Source organism: Cedecea sp. AS113, assembly GCF_037152415.1.
Taxonomy (GTDB): Bacteria; Pseudomonadota; Gammaproteobacteria; order Enterobacterales; family Enterobacteriaceae; genus Cedecea.
On the sequence record NZ_JBBCMI010000027.1, the window covers coordinates 38,276 to 51,341 of the forward strand.

9 protein-coding genes and 2 pseudogenes are annotated in these 13,066 nt (G+C 50.9%); 1 reads left to right on the forward strand and 10 read right to left on the reverse strand.

The window, feature by feature from the left end:
- Positions 1-21: 21 nt before the first annotated feature.
- Positions 22-453, reverse strand: coding sequence for a hypothetical protein (locus tag WFN87_RS22265; RefSeq protein ID WP_336983759.1), 432 nt, complete (start codon positions 451-453; stop codon positions 22-24).
- Between the two features lie 503 nt (positions 454-956).
- On the opposite strand from WFN87_RS22265, the gene WFN87_RS22270 reads away from it, so the two are divergent.
- Positions 957-1,895, forward strand: coding sequence for a type II toxin-antitoxin system RelB/DinJ family antitoxin (locus WFN87_RS22270; protein WP_336983760.1), 939 nt, complete (start codon positions 957-959; stop codon positions 1,893-1,895).
- 47 nt (positions 1,896-1,942) lie between these two features.
- Here the strand turns inward: WFN87_RS22270 and WFN87_RS22275 are convergent, their stop codons facing one another.
- From WFN87_RS22275 to WFN87_RS22310, 9 genes and pseudogenes are all read right to left on the reverse strand, one after another.
- The gene (locus WFN87_RS22275) at positions 1,943-2,968 is read right to left on the reverse strand and encodes a hypothetical protein (protein ID WP_336983761.1); all 1,026 of its coding nucleotides are present in this window, start codon (positions 2,966-2,968) and stop codon (positions 1,943-1,945) included.
- 454 nt (positions 2,969-3,422) lie between these two features.
- The gene (locus WFN87_RS22280) at positions 3,423-4,295 is read right to left on the reverse strand and encodes a restriction endonuclease (protein ID WP_336983762.1); all 873 of its coding nucleotides are present in this window, start codon (positions 4,293-4,295) and stop codon (positions 3,423-3,425) included.
- A gap of 282 nt (positions 4,296-4,577) precedes the next feature.
- Complete coding sequence (locus WFN87_RS22285) at positions 4,578-5,498, reverse strand: STM4504/CBY_0614 family protein (protein ID WP_336983763.1); 921 nt, start codon at positions 5,496-5,498, stop codon at positions 4,578-4,580.
- Between the two features lie 124 nt (positions 5,499-5,622).
- Positions 5,623-7,023, reverse strand: a complete 1,401-nt coding sequence (locus WFN87_RS22290) for an ISNCY family transposase (protein WP_336983764.1) — start codon at positions 7,021-7,023, stop codon at positions 5,623-5,625.
- Positions 7,024-7,270: 247 nt separating this feature from the next.
- Positions 7,271-7,500 (reverse strand): annotated as a pseudogene (locus tag WFN87_RS22295) (DDE-type integrase/transposase/recombinase); the annotation flags it as partial.
- A 127-nt stretch (positions 7,501-7,627) separates the two neighbouring features.
- A pseudogene (locus WFN87_RS24220) lies at positions 7,628-7,771 on the reverse strand (hypothetical protein); the annotation flags it as partial.
- 347 nt (positions 7,772-8,118) lie between these two features.
- The gene (locus WFN87_RS22300) at positions 8,119-11,253 is read right to left on the reverse strand and encodes an inverse autotransporter beta domain-containing protein (protein WP_336983765.1); all 3,135 of its coding nucleotides are present in this window, start codon (positions 11,251-11,253) and stop codon (positions 8,119-8,121) included.
- A gap of 209 nt (positions 11,254-11,462) precedes the next feature.
- Positions 11,463-12,074: a transcriptional regulator gene (locus WFN87_RS22305; RefSeq protein WP_336983766.1), complete on the reverse strand. Its 612-nt coding sequence runs from the start codon at positions 12,072-12,074 to the stop codon at positions 11,463-11,465.
- Positions 12,071-12,574, reverse strand: coding sequence for a hypothetical protein (locus WFN87_RS22310; RefSeq protein ID WP_336983767.1), 504 nt, complete (start codon positions 12,572-12,574; stop codon positions 12,071-12,073). The genes WFN87_RS22305 and WFN87_RS22310 overlap by 4 nt, the downstream gene beginning before the upstream one ends.
- Positions 12,575-13,066: the final 492 nt, after the last annotated feature.

Sequence of the window (13,066 nt, forward strand, 5' to 3'; positions counted from 1 at the left end):
TATGGTATGCGGCTGACAATATCAACCATCAAGCGTCGCCAGGTATGAACGCAGTCTATCAACATCATCTTCACGTATCGTCAAATTGAAAAGTAGCTCACCATCATCCTTTTCATGCAGTTCTGTTAATTCGCCTCCCGCAGGAACACGCCCAACAGGGTAGTCATCTACCAGGTCAGCATATTTCAGTAAACCCCATGAACCTAAGCCGCGATCTAAACGAGCAAGAGGTCTGCTATCAAAAGTAACCATGAACAGAACACCTGAGTTGATTATTCGCAACCAGATACGTCTGTGCCCAAGTTCCGTCAGCGCTCTGTACATTTGGGTCATATCAACTCTTTGCTTACCGACCATCAAAAACAATCCCATGAAAAAAACGCGCCCAGAAATCAACTCCCCATCATTTCCGGGATGCTGATCGCCCTTGTATTTCCGTGCCGTAAAAATCACTCACCTGATAATAAGCAGCCATATAACACCGCCAGTAAATTACCGGATGCCTGTTTTCCCCTGATCCGACTTTCTTCCTATAGAAGACTTTCCGGAAGTGTGGCACGGCAGATCGGGCCCCGCAACGGCGATTTCTGGTAGTGAGTGGGCGGTCACGCGGCAGGGGGGTAACACAACATATAGAAGAAAATGCAGCTGACTGAGGGGCGCATGTTGTGTTTCTGCGCCGCTGCGCGCCGGAGGGGGTCAGGCAGATCCGGAACTACCAGAAATCGGATCTGCGGGAGAGAAATGACAGACTGTTGCATGAGTAGCAATAAATTAACATCACTGTGAAGCCCAGTGCATTAATGCCGGAAAGAGTGCAATCACTACGAATAAATGCACCACTGGCAAAAATAGAGTAAAGCAAAAGTGCTTTACATAATATGTAAAGCATATATGCTACACGAAACAGTAAAGCAATAATGCTTTACATAAATATCCATCTAAGGAAAATAACCATGCCTTTAGCCATGATTAACGTCCGCCTGGATGCGGCGCTGAAAGAACGCGTCGATACGAAATTACAACAACTGGGGTATTCAGCTACCCAGGCCATGACCGCGTTCTATCAGTATATCGACCAGAACGACAGCCTGCCGTTTACCGTCGAAACCCGCGTCTACCGGCCGGAAGAGTCACTGAAGAATACCCTGGAAAGTCTGCAGGCTGCCCGGCCCCGGCTCGCGCAGGTCGTCCTGTTGATGAACGAGGACAGGCTGACCGAAGAGGCCCGCCTACAACACTGTCAGGCACTGGCCATTGATATCGGTATGATCAAGAGTGACATGCGTCTGTACGACACCACCGGACGCGCCGGCGAACATCTTCAGCACTACGTGCAGTCTTCGCTTGGCGAGGCCTACCTGGCACTGATCCTCTGCCACAGCGTTCTGGAAGATGTTCCGAACAGCTATGGAAAAACCCTGTTGCTGAAAAAAGAGAAAGTCTTTAACGCCGCGCTGGAGAGGGCCGAATCCCGCATGACCGAGATGGGCCTTCATCAGGCCGTGGCTGTAGTTAACTCGACGTTGCTTACAGGTACGTACTGTACGGTCGAGATATACCAGCCGGAGGGTTATGAGTATGGTGCCTGGCAGGTTCGGGTGACGCTCAATCCTGCCCGCAAAGGGCAAACAGTACCGAAAATTGAAAGCTGGCTGACCTTCGCCTTCCCGAAAATACCTGAGCGGATCTTTAACGTGGCCAGCCCTTACAGCATGCCGGTGACGGTGAAAGAGCAGTTGGAGATCGGTTTCCGGTTTGTGGAGGGGTACACGTTCTTCCACCTGTACTCGAACGGCACGCCTGAGGAGAACAACACGATTAATATTGACGAGGTGGCGGGGAGGCTCGGGGACTATATTGATAGCGAATTGGCCAGGTATCTTCCAGCCTAAGCCAGGTGGCGGGGTGAAACCCGGTCCAGTGGACCGGGCGATCTGGCTTATTCCGGTGGTTGGGGGTTCAGGAGCGAGCGGATATCGACAGTCGCCTCGGCCGGAACAGCGGCGTCACTGCCGTGGGTCAGTTCATCAATGTACTGGCGGATTTGCTGTATTTGTTGCAGGTAATAACACAGTTTCTGGGCTATCTCCACACGGAGATTCGTCAGACCGCGATCGTTGAATTGTTCACGCTTAATTGACGAAATCGGTATGTGTTCCCATGTTGTTTTATAGACATCAAATACCTCTTCATGTAGTTCAGCAAACCCTTCGTGGGTCCGCAGAACCGGATCGGTGTCGTAAATTTCCATAGCGACACGCAAGTTATTCTGCTCCAGTAGAATCCAGCCATACAGTGTCTTGCTCGCCGGTATGTCGTCATACCCGATGTTTCCCTTCCTGTCGCCATAGATGTAGATTTTCAACAAAGCGGTCAGGCGATTTTCAAGCTGGGCCAGTTTTTTGAGTAACTGCCCCTGAACGATGTCTATCTTGTTACAGAGCGCCAGATTCAGTTCGAGCATATAAAAAAACAGATTGATATGGGCATCTGTGATACCACTAAAACGCCGCAGAGATTCTGCGTCGGGGTTGTTTTGTAAATGTAGTTCCTCAGTCAGATTCGTTCCCTGGCGTTCCAGAGTGGCATAGAGATCGATACCGCGCCGTCTAACCACCTCAAACCCCTCCGGGGAAGGCATGGCGAAACAGTCATCATACTGGTCGATAAACTGCTGATAGCTGATCCCTGCTTCACTGAACCGATCCTCTCTGATATCGTCCTGTATCCGGCTGACCTGTTCACGCACTTCCCGCTTAAAGGCCTCCACATCAATATCGTTATAGAACGTGATATTCATCTGCTGGCGTATCAGAAACGTCGGAAGCATCCCGGGCAGGCGCTTATTTGAAACGAAACGACCAGTGGCGGCATCTCTGCCAGGCTGGCGAGGCGGCTCCAGAATAACCTCTCCGGCATTCACCTTCTTCTCAAACTCAGAACGAGTCTCTATCGGCCTGGTCATGAATATCTCCGAGTATCAGGACGCAAATAAAAGTAGCGATATTTAAACGTAAAAGCCGCCCGCCCGCAAAATTTCCGACTCTGCCGGTTTTCGGATCTCAGGATAAGGAGAAATGGATTATTGCAGGATGAGCACAAAAATAATCGGATTGTTGTGATTTATGGATTATTGCAGACAAAGCAATAATTATGAGTATTATTTGCTGATATGGCACTCCCCCGGGGCAGTTGTGCCAGCCCGTCTGATTTGCCGTTATTTCCTCTCCCGGTGAAAGGTTTTCCTCCTGAGCCCTGCTGGTCTCAGGAAAGACCATTCTCGCACCTCTGGCGCTCCCGCACTTCAGATGCTGAGAACGCGGTCACGCACCAGGAGGGCGCCGGAGGCAGGATGGCAGACCGCGCGACGTTAGTCCGGCTCTGTATGGATAATGTCTGACGCCGGGCGGCAGGCGGTTTCAGCTCGCCTGCATCCTGTCTTTAAGGGCAAAAAGACGGTCAAGTTTCGCACAGGGCTCACCCGTTTCCGCCGCGTGCCGGAGCTTGGCATCAAGCAGATCGGGCAGTGCGATGCCGTGGCTGAGGGAATGGTAAAGATCGTAGCCGCTGACACAGATCACCCGCTTGCCTTTCCCGAAGGCAGTCAAACCTTCGGGCGTAAAGCCCATCCAGCTGATGAACACTCCCCGTGTTCCTGCTGCTTTGGTACTGAGTTTCCCTTCAAAGATATGCAGATCGGCCGCCGGCGTCCGGTTCTGGTGCCATTTCGCCTCCAAAAGAAAAAAATCCTCATTCAGCCGGAAGCTGCCGTCGATCTGTTCGCCCGTATTACGGAATGATCCGCGGGGAGAAAGCTGAAAGACGGTGAACAACTCCGCCAGCCAGCGTTCAAACCTGAACCCCCTCGGGTGCGGGGGCATGGTTTTCATCTCGTTCATTTCGGCTATCAGTGAAGGCCAGTCCACACTGTGCCAGAGTCGGACGGGCCTGGCACCTCTGGCCGCACCGGCGTCTGCATTTTCGAGGCGGGAGATAAGGGCATGATAGTCCTGACGACTCAGCTCTGCCTGCTCTGGGGTGGACTCCGTTTTATGCTGCCAGAGGGCGGCCAGCACCCGCAGGACGGTGTCACTATCCACCTGTTTCAGCAGGCATCTGACCCGTCTGGCTTTTGACTTTCCCTCCGTCTGATAGCGTTCATCATCAATATTAATGTTCAGCTCTTCATCAAAAAAAGCCGACAGCCTACGGTTGGAAAAATCGAGTATCCAGCCTGGTTCGCTCTCAAAGACTTGGTTAAACAGTTTCAGATCCTGCACTTTCAGTTTCACGCCAGCCTCCTGTTTTTTTTAAAAGTATAACCGCATGAAAGGGCCAGAGGTACTGAGGCGGCACCAGAACGCCATTGCAGCCTGCACAGGGAGGAATTTCCCCTAACCACTAAATGGGTAAAAGTGACATCAGAATATTGCAGCTACAGCCTTTGTCAAAGCTAAGTTCAGATGTCCAGGGTGGGGCAAAGTTGAAATGTCCATTTGTTGAAAATGGCCGCTGCGAAAATTTCTTCCGCAGCGGCCTCTTTAGCATAACGTCATTGCGTGAACCACTAATTATTACTTGTTGTAGTTCTCTTCACACTTAGCCAGGAATAAAAGATTAGTAGCAGTTAAATGTAGTGTGTAGCTAGCTAAATATTCAGGCACTGTTGTCACTTCAGAACCTTGTCCATGCCCACCTTCTTTATTTCTTATCGTAGGAATGCCGCTTTCAAGGAGAATGCGAATGGAGGAAAACTGGTTTTGAAGATACTCCGGTACTAAGTTATTACTCAGGCAGCTATTAATTAACTTTTTGGCAGTGTCCGTATCATTAAATTGCCACTTATTCCTCCTGTGTATGGCCTTCATTAAACTTTCAAAGGATTTTAGGCAATCATTTAAACATTCTTTATATCGCTGATGTCTGTAGTGCTCATGAGCGGACAAAAATTCATCATTCGAGCCAATGTAATCACTTTGTTTACCAAGCAGTTGTAGCGTTGGCTTTACTGCCTCTGAATGCAAAAACTGCGAGTCAACTCTTATCAATTCTCCAGATTCAAACTGATACCCTAGGCCCGACTCTTTGAATCTTATATTTAACTCATCAATGGCATCTTCCGGTTGTTGCTTATTCCCTCTGAATTTCCATTCATTATTCCGCACATAGCCATCAATTAATTTAAAAGAAATCTCGATTACATCCAGACAATTCTCATAATTATTCTCATTAAGAAACGATTCATAAATGGCCTCGAAATTATTTCGGGCGCGTTCCTTCAATGAAAAAACACCGTATTCCTTACATAAGGTTTGGTGAATTAATTTATATAGTCCGCTACCTTCACCATACCCAACATCTTCACCGATGGTATCCCGTACAATATGGATAACCTGAACACGGAAAGAATTTGAAATTTTCGTATATTGATATATGTCAGGAACTTCTCCTCTTAATTTTTTTTGTCTTTTGGAAAAAAGTTCAAAAATTGCCAATTTAAAGTCCTCAACAATGTTATATGGTGACGAAATTCTGACCGCGAAGCGGTTCGGGGTTCAGTGACACCCGAACTTTACCCCGGTTTCCCTAGACTTTCCATTGTATATCATATCATTGAAGTTATTTCCTTTTACCAAAAATGTCTCCAGAACGTGACTGCAATGTCTTCAACGCATCAAGCATATCGTCGCCGTTAAGTGAGCGTTGGGATTTCTTCTCAGTAGGTTTGCTTTTCCGCCGCGAGGGGCCATCACCGGCAGGTAGGGCCTGTGACCGGTTATTGTCGCGTTTGTCCTGAACCAGTTTGATAAATTCGAGTGTGCGCCCGAGGCGCTTGTTGTCCACGATAGCGCCCTGGTCGATTTCCTGAAGACGATCGTAGGTGGAGTAGGGAAGAACGTCCCCGTTTAGCCGGAGTTCTTTCCGTCCATCCGGGTAGTGCCAGACATCAATATATTTGCCGATAGCCCTTCGGCTTAATTCATTATCTTCAATCAGATAGAGCACTTTATCATACTGTACCGTCAGAGATTTTGAAACTCGGCGCGGTTCCCGCCATGTGAAAAATGCGGCCAAATCATCATCATTTTCAAGTGGCCGATGCACATCAAAGTCATGCCGGGGAGCTTTCGCAAAGCGCTGGTTGTAATCGGACATAAACTCATCAGCATAATTATTGGCTGCCTCTATTGAAGATATTCCCCTGAGCCGGAATTCTTTTACCAGGCGATCCTGAAGTATAAGATGGGCACGTTCAACACGGCCTTTGGCTGAGCTAGTGTTGGCGCAGATGGTCTGGATATTCAGCTCATGCATCGCACGTCCAAACTGGGTATAGCCATCGCCACCGGTTGCGTTTTTATTGTTGATTCTGAAAACGCTGGCTTTGTCGCTGTACAACGCCAGTGGTTTACCATGCTTTTCCAGATAGCCTCGTGTAGCTTCAAAATAGGTAAACGTCGATTCCGATTTTACAAAGCGAAGCTGCATCAACTGGCTTGTTGCATCGTCAACGTAGACCAGCGCAGTACAGGCGGACGCTCGGTTCTCGAACCAGTGATGGTCACAGCCATCAATCTGGGTCAGCTCACCACAACAGGCTCGTCGATAGCGTGGCTGCTGAATCTTTGGCGCTCGTTGTTTGCGGGGAACCCAGAGACCGGCTTTGACCATAAGCGACCGGACAGTTTCTTTGGACAGATGGACATCGTGAAGTTCTGCGAGTTTTTCACACGCCAGCGTTGGCCCAAAGTCGGTGTAGCGTTCGCGGATTATGCCGAGTGCATACTGGGCAAAACCAGCTGGGAGCTGGTTATTGCTGAGTTTTCCCCGACGACGGTTAGCCATACCAATCGGGCCGTATTCGCGGTAACGCGAAAGAAGTCGTCGGCACTGACGATCGGAGATACCCAGGCGACGCGCGGCCATCTGTGTGGTCAGTCGACGATCGACAACATCCTGAATGATTTTGAGTCGGTTAACTTCGTCCAAAGTGAAAAACTCCGCTGCATGAGCCGTCATCAGAATCCCTCGATGGTGAGTCTACGTGACGGACATCTTAACTTTTAGCCCAAAGCGGACATTAGAACTTTGCTATTACAGCCTTAGTGCGTGTAATCTATCTTATGTTAAATTAATTAAATATGCTTCTTAAATCAGGTGGTCATGATTTATCTTCCGCTCATCTCCTATTTGATCATTGTGTTTAATACTGGGGACAGGTCAGGCTCATACTGCCTTCCAGTCAGTGAGATTTCATGAACGGCTACCATTCATAGCTTGTGTACTGGCTACACTGATCAGAATGAACCAGCATTTTTGAAGATTACTTTGCCACACGGCCATCAGAAGTGCGTGCAGGACAATATCTTTTATCATTCGGGGTTGCATTGACCAACCAATAACTTTGCACGAGGACAGATCAACGACCACGGCAAGATACAGCCAGCCTTCGTGGGTTCGTATATAGGTTATGTGTGTCACCCAACGTGCTTCCGGATTGAACTTAGCGCCCTTGCAGGGCGTGCGTTACCGTGTAGCGGTTCCGGTGTCTTATATTTTTCTAGCACCTCTTTGCCCTAGCCAGCTCTGATGCTGTGCCCTCTGCCTCGTACACGGAACATCGTTACACTGTTTGCTGAACAGCCCTCACATCATCCTCCGCCTTCTCACAACAAAACTCCGTCAGCATAATCCGAAATCCGTGTCCCTTTCTCACTTCCTTATCCCGCGATAGAATATTTTCACACTGCGTCAGCCGGCACGCTGAATAGTACGTCCATTACACCGGTGCCCCTCCCGCTTTGTTAATGATGGCTGTCATACGGTGCATCCTCCCCATTCCGTGTCGGTGGCATCGAATCTGTCTACTCTAGCCCCGGAATAACCTGCAGTCCCCGGTTAAGCCCATGCCCGTCCGAATAAGCGTAAGCTTTCCCGGATGGGAACTCAGCGCCAGCCTCTCCTTTATATCCATCATTCATTCTCCTTATACTCGCCCGCGTTCCCACGGGGAAGTATAAAAACCACAATAAAAAAGGTTAAAGACCAAATGCTAAAGACCCTGATGTTACACCACACTGACCTTGAGGCTGCCGCAGGTGAACGAAAGATAAACTAAAGTCCCCTGCGACATGCTATCCAACCCTTGGCCTCCTCGAGGTTGCTGAGTATGGAACCAATGCCCATGACTATGACATAGTAGTATTGATTGCTTGTATTTTGCTCAACCGTCCAGTATCCACTTCTGCTGAAACCTGCACCTCCGTATCCAGCTACGTTGCCCCATTCATTCCACAAAGCACCCGTGCCACGAATCCTTGTGGCTGTATAATTGGTATGAAGTGACATTTGTGCCACCGTCGCCAGCGAATAACCCGGCTGCGATGAGCAGTAAGTTTTCGCTTCGGGCCAGGTCATTGTGGTGGGCCCATTATTTATGAACCAACTCTTAAGCGTGAAGCTGTACTTAATGATTTTCCCCTGACCACTGGTCGGGGTGCCGGTGATGGTCACTTTACTGCCCGTCCCCGTGCCGGTGAACTTCACCACTCCACTGGCCACTGATACCCAGCTGGCGTCGGATTTCCATGTGTAGTCAGTCGCGCTCTTGCTGTCCTTCGGCACGATGGTGAACGTCGCCCCGGTAAAGCCGGTGGTCGGGAATGTCCCCTCTTCACTGGTCTGTGTAAAGGTGTAAGCATTGACATGCGTATTGATGGATGCGGGGGCCTCATCTCTCAGCGTAATGGCATACTTCTCAGACTTCGGCGGCGTGTCCCACCCGGCAAGCTTCAGCGATGCCTGATTGTCTGTGCTCATCGTCCCTGCCGTGTACGTCGCCGTGTAGGTTCCGTCGCTGTTGTCCTTCCAGCTGCTGTCCGTTTTAAGCGTTGCGTTCGGCACCGTCACCGTGGAGGTGGTCAGCAGGCCCGCATCGCCCGTCAGGGCCGTGCCGTTCCTGTCCTTCAGCGTCACCTTGATGGTGATGTCGTCGCCTGAGACGTAGGTGTCCTTGTCCCGCGCGATGAGGGACTGGCTCTGGTCCGGCGTGGTGGCCGTCAGCGTCACCGTTGCACTCAGACTGCCTATCGCGGTACCGTTGTACTCCGGCACCACGGTATATTGACCCGCCGTGGTCCCCTTCAGGGTAGCCGTGTAGGTACCCGCTGTGCTGCTCTCCGTGATGGCGCTTTCCGTGATGATACCGCTGGCCGGTGTCTGACCACCGCTGTCTTTTACCGTGAATGTCAGACTGTCCTTCAGTCCCGTCAGGGCGTTACCCTGCGCGTCCTTCGCAACCAGTGTCAGCGTAGAGGTGGCCGCGTTGTCAGCCGCAATGGTCTCCGGGCTCGCCGTGAACACCGACTGTCCCGCATCCGGCGTGGTGCTGCTGATGGTCACTCCGGCCGGGGAGAGCGTGACGCCACTTACCGACGGTGTTAACGTCACCGTCTCAACATCCGTGCCCGCCGTCACCGTCACGGTGTACACGCCCGCGGATTTTCGGGTCAGTGCCGATACCGTGGCGCTTTTCAGCGTGCTGTTTTTCAGGCTGATGTCCTTCACATCCATGTCCACCGCCTGGTTATTCCCGTCCCGCAGACTCAGGGTCAGAGCCTGCACACTCCTGCCGTCCGCAGCCAGCGAAGAGGTGGCGGGCGTGAACGTACTCTGCACCGCGCTGACCTGAGGCGCCTGCACCGTCACCTGAGTTTCAGCCTGATTTGAGCGGTTTCCTTTTCTGTCCACCGCCACACCCTGCACGGTATAGCTGTTGACGTCAGCCCGGTAAACCGGCATCACCACGGCCCAGTCCTCTCCGCTCTGCACGATTTTTCCTCCCGCGGCGATGAGTGATGAAGCTGACCAGTCAATGCGCTCCAGACCGTACTTGCTGTTGACGGATACCCCCAGAGACTTCTGCTCCCCGGTATGCCCCGTCACCAGATCGGCCGTCTTCAGGCGAATAACCTCTTTCTTGCGGTACTCCAGCACGATGTTGTTATTGCGCTCCACCAGGTCATATCTGCTACCGGCCAGGCTGCGCATGGCAGCCACCGCGTCCGGATTAATCTGGTGCTGCCAGGGCATACCCAGCTGGTAATTCATGTCCACGCCAAAGCGTGTTTCGGCGTTTGACCCGGCCCCCTGACGCTGCTCTGCACTGAACGTCAGCAGCGGCACCGGCGTATAGTTAATCCCCGCCGTAATGGCGTGCGGGTCACGCTGTCGACTGTCAATACCGAACAGGGCGACTTCTTTGCCATAGTACTGCTCATAGGTCAGCTTGCCGCCGAGCTGTGGCAGCGCCGGAAGCCAGTACTGTGCCCTGACATCCCAGCCTCTGGCCGGACGCTCCTGGTAATCGGTCAGGTCAGGGGAATCCTTCCACCCGGTCAGGGGGATATATCCGTTAAAGCCCAGCTTCAGGAAGTCTCGCCAGTATTCAAGGCCGGCGCCGGCACGGGCGTGGTCCCGGGACAGGTCGTAATCGAGAAAGCTGTTGGCACCGAACATCCATGCATCATAGAAGCGCCGGACGCCGGCACCAAGATTAGCCTGAGTCCGGTCATCGGTGCGGTGAATGCTGCCCTGAGAAAAAACAAGCCTGTCCTTTTGTTCGTACAACGGGACAAGCAGGTCAAGTTGTGAGTTTTTGAGGGAGAAGTTTTTATCCGCATCCAGCTGTACGCGGGCCGTACCGAAACGGCTCAGCCATTGCTGGATTTCACCACTGGCAGCACCGCTCGCCATCCCGCGCGCCATGGACGCTGCCGCGTCGCTTCTGGTGCTGGCTGAGATGAAATTACCGGCCTGTGAGGCATAGCCGGCGACTTTCGTCTGCGCATCATCTTCCTTTTCCTTTTTGTCTGAAACCGCCCCTGACGGCGTATCATCCCAGCGAACTTCCGGGAGCGGAGCCACAGGAACGTCCAGCTCATCCCCCGCCTGCAGGTGGTCAAATCCGTGAGCGAAAGTGCGGAACTGGTTCAGTTTACGCAGTGAATCTACGGACATATTGTATTTTCTGGCAACGGACGAAACGCTCTCCCCCTCACCAAGGGTGTACACCCGGGTCTGCATTGCTGACACTGCCTGCTCATGCAGAAAACGTCCGTCACTGCCGGCCGTGCCGGCGACCGCGGGCGTAAAAGCGACCGCCAGGGGAAAGGCTGCCTGTACGGCGATGTTTAGCCAGGCAAATAATCGCATTCTCAGCGACACGGGAACTAAGGATGATGTCTTCACAAATGACTCCATAAAATACGCCGGTTCTGTCCGGACGTCGGCTGTGTACAAATAAGTGAGTTCCAGAGAACGGGGGTTGTAAGTTGCAATGCCGTGATGCGTCAGCTGCCGTTTCTCTGGAGGCCACTCCACGGCGCGATACGGAGGCTTGCATCGGGAGGGGCTCCCCCCTTCCTTCTTGCATCCTCATGCCGCTTCAAATTTGTTTTCTATTTATTAACGCCCTCTAAGCTAAAAATGCCTGGTAATCCCTGGTTTCGTTCATTCACAAACTGTAGAAATGCCAGTTGCCGCATTCCGGTCTTCTCAAGAATTTTTTTTCGATGTGCGTAGAGTGTCTTTAAGGGTTTTCCGGTTATACGGGAAACCAGATGAATGCTCATCCCTGACAAAAAAAACGGCAGCATGTGACGCTCGGTGAGTGTCAGGTTAATATTTTTGATACGGGCAAATTTTCCCTGTGAGTATTGCCCTGACTGACGTAAAGCCAGGCGTAACGAGGTAATATCCTGTCGCTGACTAACGCAGAGGTATCTCTGATTTGCAAACGGACATAACCTGCCGCTCTGTTCGCAGGCCAGCCAGACCCGTGTGGCATCTGGTCGAAGCGCATGAAGGGCATTCAGGGCCGACCACTCCCCCCGGAGCACAATCCGGCTGTCCACCGCGATGATTACCCGCCCGGCAGCCCTGACCTCCGGAGGCAGGTATGGCGAACTGAACCCGATACGGAGGGAGTCCATTTCAGGCAGCAGTGCAGCAAGCCCCGTGTATAACCAGTGGTTTTCAGTCAATACAATCAGCATCACGTCGTTTTTCATATCCCGCACCGCTTCATGTAAACGGACATTCCCTTGTGCGTGAGCTGCATTTTCTCTGATAGCTCCTGGTATACGCAGGCCGTGCATAGAATGGTGCAGGGGATATCTTTCATACTGACTGCCCGCATGAATAAGTGCAGAAGCCTGAATTCAAAAGGCGTGAGAAAACGGGTTTCGGAGTATTGGATATTTTTTTCTCCGTTGTCAGGTGCCTGCCTAATCTCACCGGCAACCCGCTCAGGCCTGCAGTCTGAGGGGAATATGGCATATACAGAGGTAAACTCGGTCAATAATAAGAGCGGCAATGGATATAATGCCTGGCAGGGGATAATGATGCCCCTTTTTAAATTAAAAACCTGAGGGCATATTAAAAATATATAAAATGGAGATTCATCAAGATTAACAAAGTAAAGATTTTCTCTGCCCGCTATCTCAGTAATAGCCATGCCCCACTTTCCAGAAACAGAATCATTTTCGGGCCAGCACGTGCACTCATCCATGTGATTTTCCTTCCCAGGATTAAAAACCAGGCTATTACTTACGAGCAAAAAAAGAACGGCTACAGATGAAAATAAACAATCTCAGTCAGACGCTATAGTGTTGTTTACACATAAAATTCTCGCGACAACAGTGTATTTTGATCATTATACACACAATCAAAGGATAGTCAAAAACGATCAATTATAATCACGCGATAGCCTGTGACTATCAAAAGGTGGTAATCGATCGATGTCGCCTGTATTAATCAAGCATCAGTTTGAAAATATTAAGTGCGCGGGAGGGAATAAACGACAATAACCGAGAGGGAGATGTTCCAGGTAAACTCATATCACTGAAACCTGAATGAATTGCACAATTTTGTATTTATCACCTGCGTGAGCATCAGCCTGTTAACTTTAAAAAAATGGATATTTGAGCAACTTTGTATTTATGATGGTGTTTTATTCTTTGTGAACGCCAGTGAGCCATATGAAAACAATATCACCCAGGCC